We start from the raw sequence: 20,585 nt of genomic DNA on the forward strand, positions 1-20,585 counted from the left end.
AAAATGATCGTCATAAAACAGTATCTTACCGCTATCATACTATTGTTTGCCGCCGCCTTCGCAACGGCACAGGAGAGCAGGGCGCAGCGTTTCGAACGGATCGAGGCAGAGAAAATTGCATTCATTACCAAAGAATTGAACCTGACACCGTCCGAAGCTCAGGCGTTTTTTCCGATATACAATCAGTATTATAAAGAGATATCGACGCTGAAGCACGAACGGCGTAGCAGAGGCTTACAGGGCAAGCAATCCCTGGGGAGTCAAAAGGTTCCCAGCAGTACCCTCAATCCGGCCAACCGGGATGTCCTGGCATTTGATGCCAAGGAGCTGGAAGTAAAGAAAATCTACCGGAAGCGGTTCGCTAATGTTGTTGGGCAAGCCCGGGCTTCGCGCTTTTTTGCGGTGGAAGAAGAATTCCGCAACTACCTGATGCGTGAACTGCAGCAGCGGCGGCGCGATCATTAACAGCAACAAATCCCTACCCGTATCCATGCTTAGTAATCGGCAGCTTTTTTTGTTGAATACCGCCCAAACTTCGCATTCGCCCCGACTGATCGAAGTCGAGCGCGCGGAGGGCATTTACCTTTACGGACCCAACGGTGAGCGGTACATGGATCTGGTCTCCGGCTTTGCGGTGAGCAACATCGGACATCGACACCCCAAGGTGCTTGAGGCCATTTCTAAGCAGCTCGATCACTACCTGCATGTGACGGTATATGGCGAATTTGTGCAGGTGCCTCAGGTAGCCTTGGCCACTAAGCTCCTCTCCGTGCTCCCTGATTCGCTCCATTCGGTTTATTTCACTAATTCAGGAACGGAAGCCACTGAGGGCGCGATGAAAATCGCCAAAAAGTTTACCGGGCGGCGCGAAATCATCGCGGCCGAAAACGCCTACCACGGTAGTACGCAGGGAGCTTTGAGCCTGATCGGCAACCCCGAATACCATCGGGCATATGCCCCGCTCCTACCCGATATTACGTTCATCCGTTATAACGAACTGGCCGATATCGACAAGATCACCACATCCACTGCGGCAGTTATTCTGGAGGCGGTACAGGGCGAGGCGGGCATCCGCGTTCCGGATGTGTCTTATATGCAGGCCATACGCAAACGCTGCGACGAAACGGGCACCTTGCTTATTTTTGATGAGATACAAACCGCCTTCGGCCGTACCGGCAAGCTGTTTGCCTTTGAACATGACGGTGTCGTGCCAGACATCCTGCTACTGGCCAAAGGGATGGGCGGGGGCATGCCCATTGGGGCGTTCGTGGCCAGCAAAGCGGTAATGGATGTCATCAAGGAAAACCCCATACTGGGGCACATCACTACCTTTGGCGGCCATCCGGTGAGTTGCGCCGCAGCCCTCGCATCACTCAACGTGATATTGGATGAGCACCTGGTAGACGGAGTCGAACGGAAAGCCCAATTATTCCGCCAATACCTACAACATCCCGCTATCCGCGAAATACGGGGTATCGGGCTGATGTTATGCGTGCAATTGGACAATTTCGAGCAAGTAGAACGCGTCAGCAGGTACTGTGCGGACCACGGCATCATCATTGACTGGTTTCTTCACTGCGAAACGGCGTTGCGCATCGCCCCCCCACTGACCATCAGCGACGAAGAAATAATCAGCGCTTGCCAAGTAATACTCGCGGCCATCGATGCCGTAGTCAAATAACCCGACACAATAGGCCTTTCAAATACTCCCCTTCGGGGAAAGACGCCCGTACCGGATGGTCTTCGGGCTGGGTGAATTGATGGATAAACTGGATTTCCTTGCCGGCATCCAATGCCGCCCAGGCCAGTACCTGCTTGAAGGTAGCCATATCCATTGCCGCAGAGCAGGAAAACGTCGCGAGCAGTCCGCCGCGCTCCAACAGCAGCAGTCCCCGTCTATTCAACTCTTTATAAGCCCGGGCAGCCTTGTCGAGGCTTGAACGCGAGGGCGCGTATTTGGGCGGGTCCAAGATCACCAGGTCAAACCGCTCTCCGGTATCGGCAAATGCGCGGAGCTGTTTATTGACATCAGCCTGTATGCTGATGTGCTTTGCGGCATCCAAATCATTCAATGCTTTATTCATCTGCAGGGTTTCCATCGCTAGTGCTGAACTGTCTACGCTGACCACTTCGGCTGCACCATGGGCAAGGGCGTTTAGCGAAAAGCCTCCTGAATAGCAAAAACAATCGAGTACGCGCTTACCCCTTGCGTATCGTGCCGTCAGCAAGCGGTTATCGCGCTGATCGCAGTAAAAGCCCGACTTCTGCCCTTCGGCAATGTTGACCCCATAGCGAAGACCGTTTTCTACGATCTCCACCCATTCCGGCGGATGAACGCCCGATAGCAGCCCGTTTGTCAGGGACAATCCTTCATGCGCGCGCGCATTGGCATCGCTGCGTTCGTAAATGCCAGCAGGCCGGAGCACATTGTTGAGCTCATCCACGACGATCGCTTTCACCTGTTCGATACCGGCAGCATGTACTTGCAGCGAAAGGAAATCGGCGTATTTATCGACGATTAACCCCGGCAAGAAATCTGCCTCGGCAAAAATAAGCCGCAACGCATTGGTGTCAGGTGCGTCTAACAGGTGTTTTCTGGACTGTACCGCCCCGCGAATCCGGGCACGCCACCACTGTTCGTCCGGAAACCGCTCGGCATCCCATTCGACCAGCCGCACGGCTACGCGCGATTGCCCATTGAACAGTCCATAGGCCACAAATTCATGCGCATCATTGATCACTTGCACGATATCACCATTTTGAGGGGTACCCACCGTGCCCGCAACGGCTCCGGAAAACACCCAAGGATGGAGCTGCCATGCGGCTTTGTCCTTGCCTTTTTTGAGTTGTATGGTATGCATTTGCTGCAAAAATACCCTTTTTGCAAAATAATGATTATTTTTTCTTTCCCGGGTGCAACGCGTGCTACATTAGCCGCGTCTATTCATCAAACGGTTGGTGAATGGAAAAACGGGCTAATGGAATGACGAGATTGTAGAACCATAGAAATAAGCAATTAATTGGAAGCCTCATTCAATGACAAGCATCATGAGTTGATAACGGCCTGTAAGCGCGGCGACCGCCAGTCTCAATTCAAACTATACCATTTATATGCGAAAGCGATGTACAATACAGCGCTCCGCATCGTACAGGATGAGGCCGAAGCCGCAGATGTATTGCAGGAAGCATTCGTCGATGCATTCACCCGCTTGGAAAGTTTCCGGCAAGACAGTACGTTCGGGCTATGGATGAAGCAAATCGTGGTCAATAAAGCGATATCTAGCCTACGCAAACGGAAACTAGCCCTGCAACCGCTTACAGCGGAGCATGATTTGGCGGAGGAACCATTCGACGAGAACGACGTCGCATGGCGAGTAGAGGCGATCAAAAATGCCATCAACGAACTGCCGGATGGCTATCGGATCGTGCTCACTTTATACTTATTGGAGGGATACGATCACGAAGAAATAGCACACATTTTGCAGATCAGTGAGGCGACTTCCCGCAGTCAATTTCTACGGGGAAAGCGAAAACTGCTTGATTGTTTGGCAAATTGACAGGCGTCATAACAGGAGAAAAAATGAAGAAGGATTTGAAAGCATTCATGACAGAAAACAAGGCTGCATTTGACCAGGTAGACCCACCGGTGGACCTTTGGCAGCGAATCGAAAAGGAGCTGGACCAACGGGAATCGGCGCCGCATCCAAGCCGCATCCGGAAGATATGGGTCATGCAAGTACTCAAGGTCGCGGCGGTTACCCTACTCATCGGCACAGCGGGTATCGTCATCTATTTTTACGGCAAACGGCATGCATACGAAGACTACAGCCGCATCAATCCGCAGCTCGCCGCCGAACAACGGGCTTACGCGGCCTTGGTCGACCAGAAAAAGGATTCAATCGCATACATCGCCGCGTCAGATCCCGCACTGCATGGTGAATTTTCGAAAACACTCAGCCAAATGGAAGTCAGCTACGAAACGCTGAAACAGGAATTTGCGAAAAGCCCCAATAAGGAGCTGACGTTAGAAGCCATGATCCGCAACCTTCAAGCACAGATCGACGTGCTCAGTCAGCAAATGGAAATATTGAACTACATGAATCAAACCAAAACGAAGCAAACCCAGCATGAACAGATTTAACCGCATTGCATTTGTCATGATGTCCCTGTCGCCCATCACGGCGGCATGGGCGCAAACAACCCCGCACCGTGTCAAACACATCACCCAATTGGCCGCGGGCATCAGCGAGGAAGTGACCAGTGCCATGAAAGGCATCGATTGGGAAGCCATCGGTCGCGATACAGAAAACCTAGTCGCCTTATCGGAAGCGGAGGTACAAAAAGTCGCACGCCAAAGTGAGGCCATTGCCGCGACAGTGGCAGGCAAAGTCTCCCAGATCGATTGGGAACAGCTCTGGGAAGCGCGCAGTAACGATGATGCTTTCACCGTCCAAAAGGAAAAAGTAATCGAGAAAGCGTATCCCGTAAACAGCAACCACAAAGTCAGTATCGATAATCGCTATGGCAAAATCACCATACACAATTGGAACCGCAATGAGGTAAAAGTAACCGTGCGGATACAAACCGCTGAAAAGTCAGAAAGCGACGCACAGGCAGCACTTGACCGTGTCCGCATCAACGAGTCCGTTTCCGCGGGCAACATCTCCTTTAAGACACATATCGCCCCCGGCGATTCCAATTGGTGGTCTTCCCTGGTCGGCGGCAGTACGAACCGCGCACTGCGGATCGACTACGAAGTGTACATGCCAACAGCAAATGAGCTGGCGCTTGCCAACCGTTATGGACTCATCGAGGTGGGCGACCGTGATGGCAAGGTGGCTATCGCCGTAAATTACGGCAGTTTGAATGCCGGCCGGTTGAATGCACGCGATAATTCGTTAGCGATTGCCTATTCCAAAGCCAATATTGCGTACCTCAACGAAGGCGATGTATCGGTAGAATACGGCGGGTTTACCCTCGCGGAGGCCGAAAGGCTTCAGTTGACCCTCAGCTATACCAGCGGAAGTGAAATCGGGAAAGTGAACCGGGAGGCCAACGTTGACCTGGAATACAGTGGCGGATTTAACATGGGACTTGGCGCGGCCATCCAACGAGCCAATATATCGGCTTCTTATTCCGGTGTGCACATCAAACCGGCCGCTGATGCCGCATTCCGTTTCCGCGTAGCGATCGAATACGGCGGATTTGACTATGATCAAAGCCGCATCAAAATAGCGAATAAGGTGGAGGACAACACCACGAAAAGCTACACCGGCCACTGGAATAGCGGCAGCGATAACTCGCTGAACATCAGCACTGAATACGGAAGCGTCACGCTGAAATAGCGTTATCCAAACCGCTTCCGCATGATCGCATACAGCTTATCTACCGTCGTTTGCTTATCGGCCCAATTGTTTTTGCTGGCATAATTCGCCTGCAAAAAGGCATCGGCCGATGCAAAATCGTCATAGCGGTTGAGCAATTCGATCGCTTCGCTGTAGGCTAAGCTATAACCGTTGAACAGGTCCTTGATAAACAGTAGTTTGTCATTGAGACTGATGGCTGATTTGATGTCGGCAACGCGTTCACCATCATCGCTTCGGGCTGCAAAAAGTGAACTGGCGCCGCTCGTTCCCGCTTTCCGCTGCGCAGAAATGAGCTCATTAAGACTAAGTGGGCGCGTGGGTTTCTCGGGTTCTTCAGCCGTTGGAGTGTCCGCAGGTTGCGGTGTCGGCTGTGGTAAATCATCCGGCGGCAACGTTACTTCCTTCTCGGCGATGTTCACCTCATGGACCACTTCGTTATAAACGGTGTCATCTCCTTCACCCGTTGATTCAACGAGATCTTCCTCCGTATCATCTTGATCGAATGCTTCGTCCGTTTGGTCTTCTTCCTCCGGTTCGGCCTCATCTTGGCGCATATCGTCGGCAACCTCCTCTTCAGCGTCGATATCCGCCTCATCGTCTTCATAACCTTCCACTTCAGCCGCCTCGTCGTGCACCTCCTCCGCTACGGTCATGTCGCCTTCTTCATCCGTCATGCCGATCTCTTCGGGAGCAGTTTCTGCCTCATCGTCCGCACTTACCTCTTCGATTTGTGCCGCATGCGACGCCTGTTCCGCTTCCGCTTCAATCGGCGGGGTGAAGGTTATGGTGTCTGCGCCTGGCTCATCCCATTGCGAAACCGGAGCGTCGTCTTCCGTTTCTATGTCATCTACCGATGTGGCCGCGACAGCTGCCTCCGTTTCCGGAGCAGCGAGGGCCGCTGCCTGTACAGGTGCATCACGTTTGAGCAGCTTGTTGTACAAGGTCGCATGTGCCGCAAAATAATTCACTGTGGCTTCAAACAGGTCCCCCTTCAGGTCATCAGCCTGCTCGCCCCCTTCACTTTCCAACTGCCGATACTGGTCATTGATATCGTTAAGTAACTCCGTTATTTTTGCTAAAATCTGCTTTTTTGTCGCCATATCAAGAAAAGTATTTTGTGCTATTAGAACGGGTGATTCAGCCCCTAAAGGCATCCCATAATAATTAGTCAAACTTAGCTAAAATGCCATTGATATACAAATAATAAGTATATTGCCGGAGTTTCCATCCCAAACGCGTCGATTCCACACCTCGAAATCAACATTAAATACGGATATTTGCCTATGTTATTTTCGGAAGACCGGTTAGTACGTCGTGATGCGTCATACGGAAGCATCGAAGTCATCTGCGGATCCATGTTTTCGGGGAAGACCGAAGAACTTATTCGCAGGCTGCGCCGCGCACAATTTGCCAAGCTCGATGTCAACATCTTTAAGCCAGCGATTGACACCCGATACCACACTAGTGTCATTGTCTCACATGATAGCAACAGCATTCCCTCGATGCCGGTGGCGCACTCATCAGCCATTCTGCAATTGGGCAGCACGACAAAAGTTGTCGGTATTGATGAGGCGCAGTTCTTTGACGACGAGCTTCCAGCGGTTTGCAACGAACTGGCCAACCGGGGGGTCCGTGTCATCGTGGCCGGTCTCGACATGGATTTCAAGGGGCGGCCATTCGGGCCAGTTCCCGCGTTGATGGCCATCGCCGAGCATGTCACCAAAGTACATGCGGTGTGTGTGCGCTGCGGGGCGCCCGCAAATTATTCATACCGCATCGCGAAAGATGAGCAAAAACTGCTGTTGGGCGAAAAGGAAAGCTATGAACCGCGGTGCCGAACCTGCTTTTATGGGCAAAACAATCAACCCTGAACAACGTGAACGAGATTAATACCCTACTTTTCGCCGACCGATAGACTATACCTGTTTTTTTTGCGTTTAAGAGAATATATAACCTGGGAAATCAGGTCAAATAGGTTTAGGTTCGACTTTTCATAATTAGGTTTATAATTGGTTAGTTTTGAAAGCCTCCCGCTCATCGGGAGGCTTTTATTTACAGCTTGCTGATCAGCTCATCGCTCATCGGCTCCACTTTTGACCGGAATCGGTGAACAAGGTTGCCTTCCTCATCAATCAGGAATTTCTCAAAATTCCACTTAATTTCCCCCGTAAAGTCGGGGTTCTCGCCACTCGTCAAGTATTTGAATAGCGGGGATATATCATCTCCTTTTACACTGCTCTTCTCCGCCAGCGGAAAGGTCACCCCAAAATTTTTCTCGCAAAAACCCTGGATCTCCTCATTGCTGCCCGGCTCCTGTCCGCCAAAATTATTGGCGGGAAACCCGATGACCACCACCTTATCCCCATATTTTTCCGATAATTCCTGCAAACCAGCATACTGCTTGGTAAACCCGCATTCGGAGGCGGTATTGACGATCAACAGTTTCTTTCCCTTGAATTGCGAAAGGCTCACCTCTTTACCATCTATTGACGCAAAGGCAAATTGATGCACGTTATCGGCTGGCATGGTCATCACCGCTGCCCCGAACATTAACATTAGTATTGTTTTCATAACCCAATTTATTTGATGTTATACTAAATTTCACTTTTTACTCTTTACTCTTTACTCTTTACTTTTCACCCGACTCACAACTGGATCTCATAATTCTTTTCACGCTGGATGATGTAATCAAACAATTCTTCAATTGGACGACTCAGTACCTTACCGATCTTGACCCCCTGCTGTTCGCCCACCTCACGCAACTGCGCCAAAAAATGAAATGCAATGGATCCGACGAAATGGTACACATAATCCCGGTAGTCCGGAAAAAGCTTGATGTTGGTCGCGATAAATTCCCTAAAACCGGTCTTAAGCAATTCGTCTACAAACGGGTGGTCTACATGGTCGCTCATAAATGGCACGAATGAAGCCAGGTACACATTAGGGGAGGCCCGCTGATACACGTTTTTGATGACAATTTCCTTGTTTATGCGGTATTTTGTCTGAAACAGCTCCGAAAGATCGTCGGGCATCGTCCCATATAAGAATTTGGTGACCAATTGCTTTCCAAACCAAACACCCGACCCCTCATCGCCAAGCACATACCCGATTCCCTGCCGTGTGGGGAATACTTCCTGGCCGTCAAAGAAGCTCACGTCAGAACCGGTACCTAGCGTAGCGATATACCCCTTGTGACGGCCACAGGTCGCATAAGCCGCGCCCACCAGGTCCGTTTCCACCGAAATAAACGCATTCACAAAAAGCTGTGACAGTGCGTTGGACACGATCTCCCGCCTATCGGGACTGGTACAGCCGGACCCGAAAAAGTAAACTTCGGTTATCCGATCCGCATAAGGCATGATTTCCTTCGCATTCTGGATTATTTTTGCAATATCCCGTTCGTTGACAAAGAACGGGTTGAGCCCTTTGGTCGTAAATCCCAACCGCTGGCCGTCAGGCAGGGCCAACATCCAATCCGACTGAGAAGAACCGCTATCTGCTACTAATATCATTGAATCGTATTTATACGCCAGCTTCCTTCAAGGAGATCAAACTTAGCTAAAATTGCAGTGTTATGCAAGTTTTCTTCGCTCACTCCATTTTCAATGCGCCGGCGATTTGGTTCAACGTTATTTCGGCCAATTTTGCTTGGTATTGAGCGGTACTGTATCGGGCACTGGCGTCCACAAAGTTACGCTGAGCTTCGCGAAATTCCAACGGGGCGATGCTGCCCAGTTTGAATTTTTCCAGTGTGATATTCATATTTTCCTCGGCAATATCCTTGTTCCGCTCTTCAAGCCGCACGAGGTCCAAATTCATCAGATAGGTCTGATAAGCGGCAAGCAGCTGGGCCTCGATATTTTTAGTGACCCGGTCCACCTCGATTTCGGCGGCCTCCATCGCAAATTCAGCATTCTGTTCATTCCTGCGCTGCAAAAATCCATTGAAGATATTCATGGACGCCGCAATGCCATAATTAAACCCATTGTTTCTGGATCGCGTAGAAAATCCCAGTTCCGTGCTCGATTGCGAGCGGGTATAAGCAGACGAGAGGCTCACCACCGGGTACCGCTCGCCTTTAACCCGTTTCAGTTCTAACTGACTGACCCGATGGCTGACGATCGCCGACTGCAGCGTCGGGTTGAGTTCTTTTGCCAATCGGGATAGCGTTTCATAATGGAGGTCGTTTGCGATGATAATGGTATCCAAAACATCAAAATCCGCATTTACATCACGCGCCAGCAACTCATTCAGCCGGATCTGCGTCGTTCGGTATTGGTCGCGCTGCCGAAGCAAGTTGGTCGTGTCGGTATTGAGGTCTACACTGGCCGTCAACACCTCCAATTTAGATGCGCGGCCGATCTGATAGCGGTTTTCCGCGGTCTGGTAGCGGAAAGCGGACAACTCCAATGCGGTTCTTGTGGCATTGATTAGTTGTTTTTGCTGCACCAGGTCAAAGTAGTTGCTGATGACCTGATACACCGTAGCCAATACGGCGGCCTTTAAATTGGCATCGCCCAGTGCTTTTAATTCTTTGAGTTGCTCATATCGGGTAAACATTTGGAGTCCGTCAAAGATGGTCCAATCCAGCGTAGCTCCATAAGCCATCGAACGGTTCCTTGCCCCGCGCAATGCGCGGACCTCCCCATCCAGCAGGGTCTGCGTCGTATTTTGTATACCCGCTGCCGCAGACACGTCTCCACTGATGACCGGCAGCATGCCGGCATTTCCGATGTTCACGTTATTTTCCGCTATGGCGACATCTTTAGCCACCAGGCGAATATCAAAATTATTTTCCAGCGCGATCGCGATGGCTTCTTCCAAGGTCAGTTCAGGTTGCGCCATTCCAAGACAGGGAATAGCCAAAAAAACAATATAAATAAGTCTCTTCATAAAATTAATGGACCCCCGCCATCACTTCTTCCTCGATACGTTTGGCTTCTTCTAATTCCGGGTTAGCTTTATGCTCCCTTGACCACATCATGTACACCGCCGGAATAATATACAAGGTGAGGATCAATGAAAACATCGTACCACCGACGATCACCACCCCCATCCCGATGCGGCTTGTCGCCGCCGCCCCGAACGCCATGGCAATGGGCAATGCGCCCAATGAAATGGCTAGACTGGTCATCAAAATAGGCCGCAAGCGGGCTTCGGCCGCTTCGATAATCGCCTGCCGTACGGGTTTCCCCTGTTCCTTCAACTGATTGGCAAACTCCACAATGAGGATACCGTTCTTGGTGACCAGCCCGATGAGCATCACCGTACCGATCTGGCTGAAGATATTCCATGATTCGCCGACAACCCAAAGAGACAGCATCGCACCTGCCACCGCCATCGGTACTGTCAGGATGATGATAAACGGATCCAAGAAACTCTCAAACTGCGCCGCCAAAATAAGGTACACCAACAGCAATGCCAAGCCAAAGGCAAACATGGTGTTGGAACCGCTTTCTCTGAAATCCCGGGATTCACCGCCCAAATCGACAGAATAGCTATCATCCAGCACCTCATCGGCGATACGGTCCATCGCGGTGATCCCCTCATCGATGGTTTTTCCACGGGCCAACGCCGCCGACACCGTGGCCGACATAAAGCGGTTGTTGTGATATAACTGCGGTGGGCTGCTTCGCTCCTCCATATTCACGACATTGTCGAGCTGGATCAATTCACCCGTGCTGCTGCGCACAAAAATGGTCGCCAAATCCAAGGGCGAGCTTCGGTCTACATCGGAGAACTGGCCAACCACCTGATACTGTTTACCGTTCATCAGAAAATATGCAAACCGCTGTCCACTCAACGAAAGCTGCAAGGTTTGCGCCACGTCCAACACCGATACCCCGAGGCTCTGCGCCTTATCCCGATCAATGCTGATATTCAGCTCTGGCCGATTAAATTTAAGATCGACATCCACATTGACAAACGTCGGATCGGCAGTGGCACGGTTCATAAACTCCGGTATCTTCTCTTCCAGCTTGGCGAAGTTGGGTGCTTGAATGATGTATTGAATAGGCATGCCCCCCCTTCTGCTGACCGAGATCGTAGGCTGTTGGGATACAAACGTACGGGCCTCGGTAAACCTGCTGGTCTGTCTCGATAACGCTTCTGCAATTTCCTCCTGAGATCGTTCGCGATCTTCCGGAGGCACAAGGCCTAAACGCATCATCCCCGTGTTTGCCGATCCTGTTCCGGAGAAACCGGGCGATGTGTTCACCATATTCACCGTTTTTTCGGGCACCGAGTCATTGACCAATTGCGTGAGCTCCAGCATGAAGCGATCCATATATTCAAACGTACTCCCCTCGGGGGCGGTTACCCGTGCCATCAGCAGGCTACGGTCTTCGTAGGGCGCGGTTTCCTTCCGTAGGTTAACCCAAAACCAGGCGATCAGCCCAAAACAAACAACCAAGATCGGGAAGCTTACCCATTTTATCCGCATAAAACGGCGCAGCGAGTCGGCATAACCAGTGGTCATCCGCACGAAATACGGTTCCGTAACGGTATAGAATTTGGAATGTTTAGCTCCGCTGCGCATCAGGTAAGCGTTGAGCATGGGTGTAAGCGACAGGGATACAAAAGCCGAGATCAACACCGCGGCCGCAATGACCACCCCAAACTCCCTGAATAGCCGCCCCACAAATCCTTCCATGAACATCACCGGCAGAAATACCGCCGCCAAGGTGACGGAGATGGAGATGACCGCAAAGAAAATTTCGTTTGCCCCTTTGATGGCAGCCATGATCGGCGACATGCCCTCCTCTACTTTCTTATAAATATTTTCCGTGACCACGATACCATCATCCACCACCAAACCGGTGGCCAATACAATGGCCAAGAGCGTCAACACATTAATGGAAAACCCAAACAGGTACATCACGAAAAAGGTGGCAATCAAGGATACCGGTATATCAATCAATGGGCGGAATGCGATGCCCCAATCGCGGAAGAAAACAAAGATGATGAGGATCACCAGGATCAGTGCGATGATAATGGTTTCTGCCACTTCGGTCACGGACCGTTTGATAAACAGCGTATTGTCTATGGCCACCTCCATCTTGATATCACTCGGCACTTCATTTTTGAGCTGATCAAACCGGTCATAAAAGGCATTGGCAATATCGATATAGTTGGTGCCGGGCTGCGGCACGATGGCCATAGCGGCCATCACGGCACCCGATTCGCGGAATTCGCTTTCCAGATTCTCCGGACCCAACACGGCATTGCCAATATCCCCAAACCGGATGATCCGATCCCCTTCAGACCGGATGATCAAATTATTAAACTCTTCTTCCGTCGTCAGGTTACCGATGGTTTTGATGGCCAACTCGGTGTTTTCTCCCGTAATTTTTCCAGAGGGCAGTTCCACGTTTTGCCGGTTCAGCGCGTCGCGCACATCCAGCGGGGTGAGCCCATAGGCTGATAGGCGCATGGGGTCGATCCATAACCGCATGGCATAGCGCTTCTCGCCCCAAATCTGTACGGAGCTTACACCCGGCAACGTTTGCAAACGCTGGGCAATAACGTTATCGGCGATGTCACCGAGGTCAAGCGGCGAACGCGATTCGCTCTGCACGGTCATCACGATGATCGGCTCGGAGTCGGCATCTGCCTTGGATACGACCGGTGGGGCATCGATATCCTGCGGCAGGCTCCGCATCGCCTGCGACACCTTATCGCGCACATCGTTCGTAGCCTCCTCCAGGTCTTTGCTTAAGAGAAATTCAATATTGATCCGGCTCGAACCCTGGCTGCTCGACGATGAGATGTTGCGGATACCGTCAATCTGATTGATCGAGCGTTCCAGCGGTTCGGTGATCTGCGATTCAATGATATCGGGGTTTGCCCCCGCATAGCTGGTCCGCACCGATACGATCGGCGGATCTATTGAGGGAAACTCTCGGACGCCCAGAAACGTGTATCCGATGATGCCGAACAAAATCAGCATCAGGTTCATGACGATGGTCAGAACCGGTCTTTTGATACTAGTGGTGGAGAGACTCATGAGCGTGGGATTTAATCCTGTTCAACTACCTGCGCACGTACGGCCATACCGTCCTTGAGCGACATAATACCCGAAATCAATACGGTATCGCCGATGCTTACCCCATCCGTGATCAATACCGCCGTTGAGGTACGGTTCTCCGCTTCCACATCAGTGGCCGTGGCGACACCATTCTTCAATAAAAACACCTGTTTGCCGTTTTGCACAGGGATCACCGACTCGGTCGGCACCAATATCGCATCCGTTATCCGATTCAATGACAGCTCAATGCGGGCAAAAGAACCCGGAAAAAGCTGCTCTCCCGGATTTTCGGCCACCGCGCGGATGCTAATGGTTCGCGTGGCCGCATCGACGCCCGGCTCAACGGCGTAAATCGAAGCGCGGTAATCCGTTTCGGAGCCACTGACGTTGAAAGTCAATTCTTGTCCGATCTTGATCTGACTGCTGTATTTCTCGGGCACCGAAAACAAGATCTTTACCGGATTGATGCTTAGCAAATTCGCCACCACCGTGGTCGGCGTCAGGTACTCGCCCTGTGAAATGGAGCGAAGCCCGATCTTCCCGCTAAACGGCGCGTATACCTTGGTCTTCGCGATTTGGGCACGGATCAATGCGGTTTGGGCCTTAGCTGATTCATGATCGGCATGGGCTACATCATATTCCTGTTGGCTGATGGCCTCCTTTTCCAACAATAAGCGCGCGCGGTTTTCATTATCTTCCGCCAGCTTTTCGCTCGTCTGTGCCTGCATCAGCTGCGCTTGCAACTCCGAATCATCAATGCGCAATAACAGCTGTCCCTTTTTTACCATTGCCCCCTCGCTGAAAGCCAATTCCTTGAGCACACCGGATACCTCACTGCGTATTTGCACTTGTTCATTCGGTTCAATGGACCCCGACAGCGTAATGGTATTGGCAAACGTACGCGGCGTCACCACGATGCCATTCACTTCCATCACCGCCCCGGGTGCTGCCGATGTGGGCGCTGCTACCTTAGCCTTGTCTGGACGGGTCAATCGGTAACTCACAAAGGCCACGGCAGCAACAGCTATCGCAATATATAGGTATTTCTTCTTCATTTTAAGTATCTGCAATATAGGCGTCGGGCATCCCTCCCTTCGCTAAGACATAAAAATACGCCTTTTTGTTCGCCAAAGCTACGCTAATCGGTAACTATTTTGACGCTGTATCACTATTTTTACCGAGCTACTCTTGGCTCATACGTAGATATCCAACACCAATACGCCCAACAGCCCAACAACAGATACAATGCTTTCCATCATCGACCATGATAACATGGTATCCTTAATGGTCAAGCCGAAGTATTCTTTAAACATCCAAAAACCCGTATCGTTGACATGCGAAAACATCAGCGAACCGGCCCCGGTGGCCAATACCATCAATTCAGGACTCGCATGGGTCGATTCGATCAGCGGCAGCACAATACCTGCGGCCATCAGGCCCGCCACCGTCGCCGACCCAAGCGCCACCCGGATGGCCGCAGCGATCGCCCATACCAATACCAACGGCGAAAGTGACAGATCGCCCGCCCACTTGGCAATATCCTCGCCCACTCCGCTATCCACCAGCACCTCCTTAAAGGCGCCCGCCGCACCGATAATAAATAAGATCATGGCGATGCTCTGCACGGCATCTTCCAAGCTTTCCATCACGGCTTTCATCGTCTTTCCGCGCATGATCCCCATGGTAAAAATGGCCACAAACACCGATATCAGCAGGGCAATCACGGGGTTTCCAACGAAAGACACTACCGCAGCCACTCCTGTATTGGGTGGAAGTGCAAATGACAGCACCGAGGCAACAGCGATCAGCAGCACCGGCAGCAATCCGGTGAGCAGGCTCACCCAAAAACCCGGAATCGTTTCTTCAGCCGGTGTGGTCAGTGTTGTAAACTGGACAGGCGGATTAGGTTTGATTCCTTTCAACGCCCGCGAAAAAGCAACACCCCCTAGGAGGATCGCCGGAATGGCAACGGCTACTCCATAAATAAGGGTGAGCCCCATATCCGCGTGGTATAAGGTGCCGATCGCCGTGGGACCAGGATGCGGGGGCAAATAACCGTGTGTCACCGATAGCGAGGCCAGCATCGGCAACCCCACAAAGATCAGCGGCAAACCTGTCTGTGCGGCAATCGCAAAGACAAATGGCACCAAGATCACGAAACCGACGTTGTAAAACATCGGAATACCCACCGCAAACCCAATGACTACGACCGCCCACTGCACGTATTTTCGTCCGAACGCGCTGATCAGGCTGGTCGAAATCCGGTATACGCCACCGCCATCCGATATCAACTTGCCCAGCATCACGCCGAAGCCCAATATCATCAACAGCGAGCCCAGCGTGCTGCCCATCCCCTGTTCGATCGAAAGGACCACCTCCGAAGCAGGCATTCCCAACGCAATACCGACGACCAGGGATGTAATGATCAGTGAAAAAAAAGCATTAAGCTTGAAGACGATGACAAGCAGCAGCAGTAATAATACGGCGCACGCAACAATAACAATAGGCATCATAATTTGATTTAATGATATAATTGATTAAAACTCATCTTTGACCTTCTCATACAATCGTTCAAAAAGGCCAAAATTCTCCATATACACATCATGTTTCTGCCGGTCGGGATCATACCGCCGTGCGATCGACCCCTTCGGCTCCAGCTCCTCAAAATCCGCTAATAGTCCCAACGCCTTCAAAACGGCAATATAAGCCCCCCGGGCTGCGCCTTCCACATTTTCCGCCACATGCACCTCTTTATTGAATACATCGGCCAGCAGCTGCACCCATAGTGGGGCGCGTGCAAAACCACCGTTGGCCCGGATGGTACCGATCGGTCCCGCGATTTCCTCCAACACCTTGGCCACCCCATACAGGCCATAGATGACCCCCTCGAATACCGCCCGTGTAAAGTGCGCTTTGCCATGATGCAGCTGCACCCCATAAAATAGCCCTTTCGCGTCGGCATTCCAATGGGGAGCGCGCTCGCCGGTAAGGTATGGCAAGAACACCAATCCCTCCGCGCCCGCTGGAATGGTAGATGCCTCTTCGGCAAGTAGTCGGTAGGCTTCGTCTTCGGTGGCCGCTGCCGGACCGAAATGATCGTTGTACCATCGGAGCACCACCCCGCCGTTGTTGACCGCACCGCCCAGCACGAATAACCGCTCGGTGAGCACATAGCAGAAGGTACGCGCTTTTTGATCGGTTTTCGGCTGTCGCGATAGCACCCTTATCGCGCCGCTTGTGCCGATGGTCACCACCGTATCGCCCGGCTTCGCCGCATCAGCGCCCAAATTGGCCAGGCAGCCATCGCTACCCCCGACGATGAAAGGCGTCTCTGCCGGGATGTGCATCGCTCCGGCAAACGATGCTTCCATGCCCGAAAGCACGTGGGTAATGGGTACCGGTGTTGAAAGCTGCGCGGCGGACACCCCCGCCCAGTCCAAGGCCGGCGCATACCAGTCTAACGTATGGATATCAAAAAGGCCCGTAGCCGAAGCGATTGATTCGTCCACCACATAACAGCCGAAGAGCTTGAAGAAGACATACTCCTTGATAGATATAAATTTCGCTGCCCGGTTAAAGACCGCGGGAAGCTGCTGCCGCATCCATGCCAATTTGCACAAGGGCGACATGGGATGAATGGGTGTGCCGGTCTTTAAATAGATATCAAGCCCTGCGGATGTCCCTTTGAGCGGCGTGGCAAACGATTCGCTTCGTGTATCCGCCCAAATGATGCAATTGGTCAGGGGCTGGTGCTGCTCGTCCATCGCGATCAGACCATGCATGGCGCTGCTAAAACCCACACCCAGCAACTGTGCTTCACCGGCGCCATTGACCAGCTGCACGACCTGGGCAATTGACTCCACGGCGGCAGCGAATAAGATTTCCGGATCCTGCTCTACATACCCCGGCTGCGGGTTCAAGATGGAGTAGGTGACCTGGTGTTCGGCAACCACCTCGCCGGTCACCCGAAATGCAACCGCCTTGGTGCCGGAAGTACCGATGTCTACGCCGATGATGTAGTTCATTAATAATTGGTAATCAATTTTCCGCGGTATGCCGCGGATTCATCATACTTTTGATCGCAAAAGTATGCAAAACTCGTCGCTTGGATCTCCTGCTACAACGGTAGTGCATCCCATTGCAAGCCGCAGGATCTCCTAGGCGACATCCGAAGCGATACGGGGAGTCTGTGCTGCCTACTTGGTCGACAGGACACACCTACCCCGTCACAAATATAGAAAAATACCTAACTTTAGCGTTTTTTCGTTAACATTGCACCATCCAATATCCACTCGGGGCATGCAAAAATTCCTTTACTTGTTGACCATCCTATCCATACCTGCGCTGTTGTGGGCACAGGGTGACCGTGATATTAATCACTTTATCCTAAAGGAAAACCTCATCAAGAATGGCAAATTGGCGGTCATTGCCACGGATGCCGAAGAAACCCCGATAGAATCCATCTCAGGCACCTATTCGTTTGTGATCAATGGCTTCAAACAAGAACTTGAGTTCAATGATGGGGTTGCGATTACCCCTAACGCGATCGAGACGTCGGCGTTCGTATTCATCAAACACCGCAACCAGCAGGGGTCGCATGGGCGGTTATATTTCGTACTGAAAAACGAAAAAGGCCTCAACCCCATCGCCATCAGCTGGTATTACCTCATCCTGATCCCTGCGGCGATTCTCCTGATTGCTTACCTGTTCAAACGGCTGATGATACTGGCCGTCCTGATCCTGGTGGGACTGTTTATCTTCAATTACAGCAAGGGGCTGGATCTGGAAAACATCTTCGAGACCATCGTGCACGGCATTAAAGAATGGTCGGCGATCGGGGGTGGGTGATGGGGGTGAGTCACAGGCCAGCGGTCACTAAAAAGGCATCCCGATACCAAAGTTATACTGCACAAAATTATAGCGGTCGGGCGCGTTGGTGATCCGGTACTGCTGTTTAAATTCACGGCTGTCGAAAAATTCCGAGATCACCCATTGTTTCCCGCCCGTGAATTGCGGATCGCGCACTTTGATCCCCGCGTCCAGCCGGATGACAAAATAATCAAGATCGAATCGCAATCCGGCACCCGCCCCGATGGCCAATTGATTCAGAAACTGATCGACCTTAAATTCGCCTCCCGGGTTGAGCTCATTCTCCCGGATGCGCCAAATATTGCCGAAATCGGCGAAGGTGGCCGCCTTCAATTTCGCGCCGAACACATCGTTTACCAACTTAAAGCGGTATTCCACGTTCCCTTCCAGCTTAATTTCGCCTAGCTGATCGAGATTGCGGAGATTCAGGCGCAGGCTCGGGTCCAGCACCTCGCGGTTATAATTACCGGGTCCCAGCGTTCGGGCCTGCCAGGCCCGGATCCCGTTCATCCCCCCGCCGAAAAAGCTTTTCTCGAAAATCAACAGACTCGAATTATTGCCGTACGGGATCGCCACACCGGGGTTCAGCCGGATCACCAACTGCCGGTCGCCGCCGAAATGCCAATAACGCCGCAGATCCGTCTCCACTTTGGCATATTGCAGATAAGGCACGCCCAGCACCTCCTTTTCGCCATCCTCGTTTTCATTCAGATCCACCACCTCGCTCACCAGTCCCAATAGGTTGCCGCTGAGGTCCACCGCGCCCCGGAAATACAGGAAATCCTCCAGCCGTGACAGCCTAGCCGCATTCACCGTGTACATATACTGCGAGCCCAGTCCGAAGTACGCCCGATTATTACTGCGCACATACAGCAGAAACCCCTCGTCGATCAAATTTTGCGCAAATTCGTCATTCAACCGCCCGTACCGGTACTCCAACACGAGCGGCGTCAGGTTATGCTGCTTGTACCGCGTATCAAACCAGTTATACGAAAACGTTCCGCTGAAATAACGGTTGGAGTAGGTCCGGAACTGATCGAATGCCTGCACATTAGCCGAAAAGATGGTTCGGGGCAACCCGTTTTTGCCGGTCGGCGGAATGGGAAAAGGGGTAATCAAGCGCGGCACCGTGACGTTGACCCCGATCTGGAAATCGTTGTTGAATACCCGATCGAACAGGTTGCCCGATAAACGGGAATCGAACAACACGCCATACCGCAGCTTCACTTCCAGCTGCTCCAAGCCCCCAAAGAGATTGCGGTGGGTGAACGTGTTTCCGATGTTAAAACCACTCATGCCCGCGTTGAAGGTGTACTCCCCCTCGGTTTGGTTGCCCATATACGGCCGAGGTACCAGCTCATAGCGCACATGGAGCCTATTGGAGTCGGGTTTGCTATACGCGATCTTCACGCTGCGGAACCCATTTAACTCATAAAGCCGGTCGTACGTCAGGTTTTCCATATCCACATCGTAGGTATCCCCCTGTCGATGGAAGAGGTAGCGCACAATGGGTGCAGGCCGGAATCGGCCGGTATGGTCTTCAAACGACACGTTTCCGGGCAGTCCGGCGCGCTTAGGCACCGGCCGGTTGAGGTCAGCACGGTCATGCCGGATCACCACGATGCTGCTATCGATCGTAAACTGGGTATGCGCCTGCTGCCCCTGCGGATTATCCACGATCAGGTTCAGATCCGCCTGGTTTCGATGGAGGCCCGTATCCACGTCGACACGCATATACTGCCTCAAGTAATCGAAGTAACCCTGTTGACGCATGAGATGATACACCCCCTCCCGTTCGGCTACAAGCGAATCGGCATCGTATCGCATCCCCGGTTTTATTTTACTAAAATCGCCTTGATGGTCATCGTACAGCTTTTTCAATTGCGGATCTGCAAAATTAACCGCTACCTGCCGTACCGTAAACGGCTCGCCGGGTGTCGCGTGGAAAAACACCTGTGCCCGCTTCCCCTTGATCACGATTTCGTTGCGCACCGTTGCATTGAAATACCCCTTGGCCGCCAGGTAACGATTGATCTGCTGGGTTGAAAAATCAACCAACGCGCTGTCCAGCAGGTGCGGCGGCTCGCCTACATTCCGGATACGCTCCGTGCGATACCCGCCATTTTGAGCATTGGCGAGGTTATAAACAAACAAATTGATGCGCGAATTCGGACGGATATCGGGCGGTATATACGCGTTGGCTTGCTCTTTCAGTTGCGGATCGATTCCGGTTATTTCCGTTTTGGTGACCAATGCCTGCCCCTCTTCCAGCAACCGCGTAGAACGGCACGATGCGAATAATACCAGCAAAAGCATTATACTTG

17 protein-coding genes are annotated in these 20,585 nt (G+C 52.0%); 7 read left to right on the forward strand and 10 right to left on the reverse strand.

Going from position 1 to position 20,585, the window contains the following annotated elements:
- The first annotated feature begins 3 nt into the window (after window positions 1–3).
- Together ACMGDE_RS09445 and ACMGDE_RS09450 are read left to right on the forward strand one after the other, a co-directional pair.
- Window positions 4–465, forward strand: a complete 462-nt coding sequence (locus ACMGDE_RS09445) for a hypothetical protein (protein WP_436832538.1) — start codon at window positions 4–6, stop codon at window positions 463–465.
- 25 nt (window positions 466–490) lie between these two features.
- The gene (locus ACMGDE_RS09450) at window positions 491–1,681 is read left to right on the forward strand and encodes an aspartate aminotransferase family protein (protein ID WP_436833110.1); all 1,191 of its coding nucleotides are present in this window, start codon (window positions 491–493) and stop codon (window positions 1,679–1,681) included.
- On the opposite strand, the gene ACMGDE_RS09455 is transcribed toward ACMGDE_RS09450, so the two are convergent.
- The gene (locus ACMGDE_RS09455; RefSeq protein WP_436832539.1) at window positions 1,674–2,861 is read right to left on the reverse strand and encodes a class I SAM-dependent rRNA methyltransferase; all 1,188 of its coding nucleotides are present in this window, start codon (window positions 2,859–2,861) and stop codon (window positions 1,674–1,676) included. The genes ACMGDE_RS09450 and ACMGDE_RS09455 overlap by 8 nt on opposite strands.
- A 159-nt stretch (window positions 2,862–3,020) precedes the next feature.
- Between ACMGDE_RS09455 and ACMGDE_RS09460 the strand changes: the two genes are divergently transcribed.
- Genes ACMGDE_RS09460 through ACMGDE_RS09470 form a run of 3 tightly spaced genes read left to right on the forward strand, consistent with a single transcriptional unit; the run spans window position 3,021 to window position 5,345 of the window.
- On the forward strand, window positions 3,021–3,557 hold the full coding sequence (locus ACMGDE_RS09460; protein ID WP_436832540.1) for an RNA polymerase sigma factor: 537 nt from the start codon (window positions 3,021–3,023) through the stop codon (window positions 3,555–3,557).
- 23 nt (window positions 3,558–3,580) lie between these two features.
- Window positions 3,581–4,141, forward strand: coding sequence for a hypothetical protein (locus tag ACMGDE_RS09465; RefSeq protein ID WP_436832541.1), 561 nt, complete (start codon window positions 3,581–3,583; stop codon window positions 4,139–4,141).
- The gene (locus tag ACMGDE_RS09470) at window positions 4,128–5,345 is read left to right on the forward strand and encodes a hypothetical protein (protein ID WP_436832542.1); all 1,218 of its coding nucleotides are present in this window, start codon (window positions 4,128–4,130) and stop codon (window positions 5,343–5,345) included. Before ACMGDE_RS09465 ends, ACMGDE_RS09470 begins: the two co-directional genes overlap by 14 nt.
- A 2-nt stretch (window positions 5,346–5,347) precedes the next feature.
- Here the strand turns inward: ACMGDE_RS09470 and ACMGDE_RS09475 are convergent, their stop codons facing one another.
- On the reverse strand, window positions 5,348–6,466 hold the full coding sequence (locus ACMGDE_RS09475; RefSeq protein WP_436832543.1) for a DUF8457 domain-containing protein: 1,119 nt from the start codon (window positions 6,464–6,466) through the stop codon (window positions 5,348–5,350).
- 183 nt (window positions 6,467–6,649) lie between these two features.
- Here ACMGDE_RS09475 and ACMGDE_RS09480 point away from each other — a divergent pair, with 183 nt between their 5' ends.
- Entirely contained in the window at window positions 6,650–7,237 is a 588-nt protein-coding gene (locus ACMGDE_RS09480; protein WP_436832544.1) for a thymidine kinase, read from the forward strand.
- A 181-nt stretch (window positions 7,238–7,418) separates the two neighbouring features.
- Here ACMGDE_RS09480 and ACMGDE_RS09485 read toward each other — a convergent pair whose 3' ends face one another.
- From ACMGDE_RS09485 to ACMGDE_RS09515, 7 genes are all read right to left on the reverse strand, one after another.
- Window positions 7,419–7,937: a glutathione peroxidase gene (locus ACMGDE_RS09485; RefSeq protein WP_436832545.1), complete on the reverse strand. Its 519-nt coding sequence runs from the start codon at window positions 7,935–7,937 to the stop codon at window positions 7,419–7,421.
- Between the two features lie 74 nt (window positions 7,938–8,011).
- On the reverse strand, window positions 8,012–8,878 hold the full coding sequence (locus ACMGDE_RS09490; protein WP_436832546.1) for an N-acetylglucosamine kinase: 867 nt from the start codon (window positions 8,876–8,878) through the stop codon (window positions 8,012–8,014).
- Window positions 8,879–8,957: 79 nt separating this feature from the next.
- Window positions 8,958–10,259, reverse strand: a complete 1,302-nt coding sequence (locus ACMGDE_RS09495) for a TolC family protein (protein ID WP_436832547.1) — start codon at window positions 10,257–10,259, stop codon at window positions 8,958–8,960.
- A gap of 4 nt (window positions 10,260–10,263) precedes the next feature.
- Window positions 10,264–13,371: an efflux RND transporter permease subunit gene (locus tag ACMGDE_RS09500; RefSeq protein WP_436832548.1), complete on the reverse strand. Its 3,108-nt coding sequence runs from the start codon at window positions 13,369–13,371 to the stop codon at window positions 10,264–10,266.
- Window positions 13,372–13,382: 11 nt separating this feature from the next.
- Complete coding sequence (locus ACMGDE_RS09505) at window positions 13,383–14,447, reverse strand: efflux RND transporter periplasmic adaptor subunit (protein WP_436832549.1); 1,065 nt, start codon at window positions 14,445–14,447, stop codon at window positions 13,383–13,385.
- A 138-nt stretch (window positions 14,448–14,585) separates the two neighbouring features.
- Complete coding sequence (locus ACMGDE_RS09510; protein ID WP_436832550.1) at window positions 14,586–15,902, reverse strand: gluconate:H+ symporter; 1,317 nt, start codon at window positions 15,900–15,902, stop codon at window positions 14,586–14,588.
- A gap of 27 nt (window positions 15,903–15,929) precedes the next feature.
- Window positions 15,930–17,417 carry a gluconokinase gene (locus ACMGDE_RS09515; protein WP_436832551.1) on the reverse strand — a complete coding sequence of 496 codons (1,488 nt, stop codon included), beginning with the start codon at window positions 17,415–17,417 and terminating at the stop codon, window positions 15,930–15,932.
- Window positions 17,418–17,691: 274 nt separating this feature from the next.
- Between ACMGDE_RS09515 and ACMGDE_RS09520 the strand changes: the two genes are divergently transcribed.
- Window positions 17,692–18,240 (forward strand): hypothetical protein, encoded by a 549-nt coding sequence (locus ACMGDE_RS09520; protein WP_436832552.1) that lies wholly within the window; start codon window positions 17,692–17,694, stop codon window positions 18,238–18,240.
- 27 nt (window positions 18,241–18,267) lie between these two features.
- Here ACMGDE_RS09520 and tamL read toward each other — a convergent pair whose 3' ends face one another.
- Window positions 18,268–20,577: a translocation and assembly module lipoprotein TamL gene (gene tamL, locus ACMGDE_RS09525; protein WP_436833111.1), complete on the reverse strand. Its 2,310-nt coding sequence runs from the start codon at window positions 20,575–20,577 to the stop codon at window positions 18,268–18,270.
- Between the last annotated feature and the right edge of the window lie 8 nt (window positions 20,578–20,585).

The organism is Parapedobacter brassicae (assembly GCF_051400755.1).
Taxonomy (GTDB): Bacteria; Bacteroidota; Bacteroidia; order Sphingobacteriales; family Sphingobacteriaceae; genus Parapedobacter.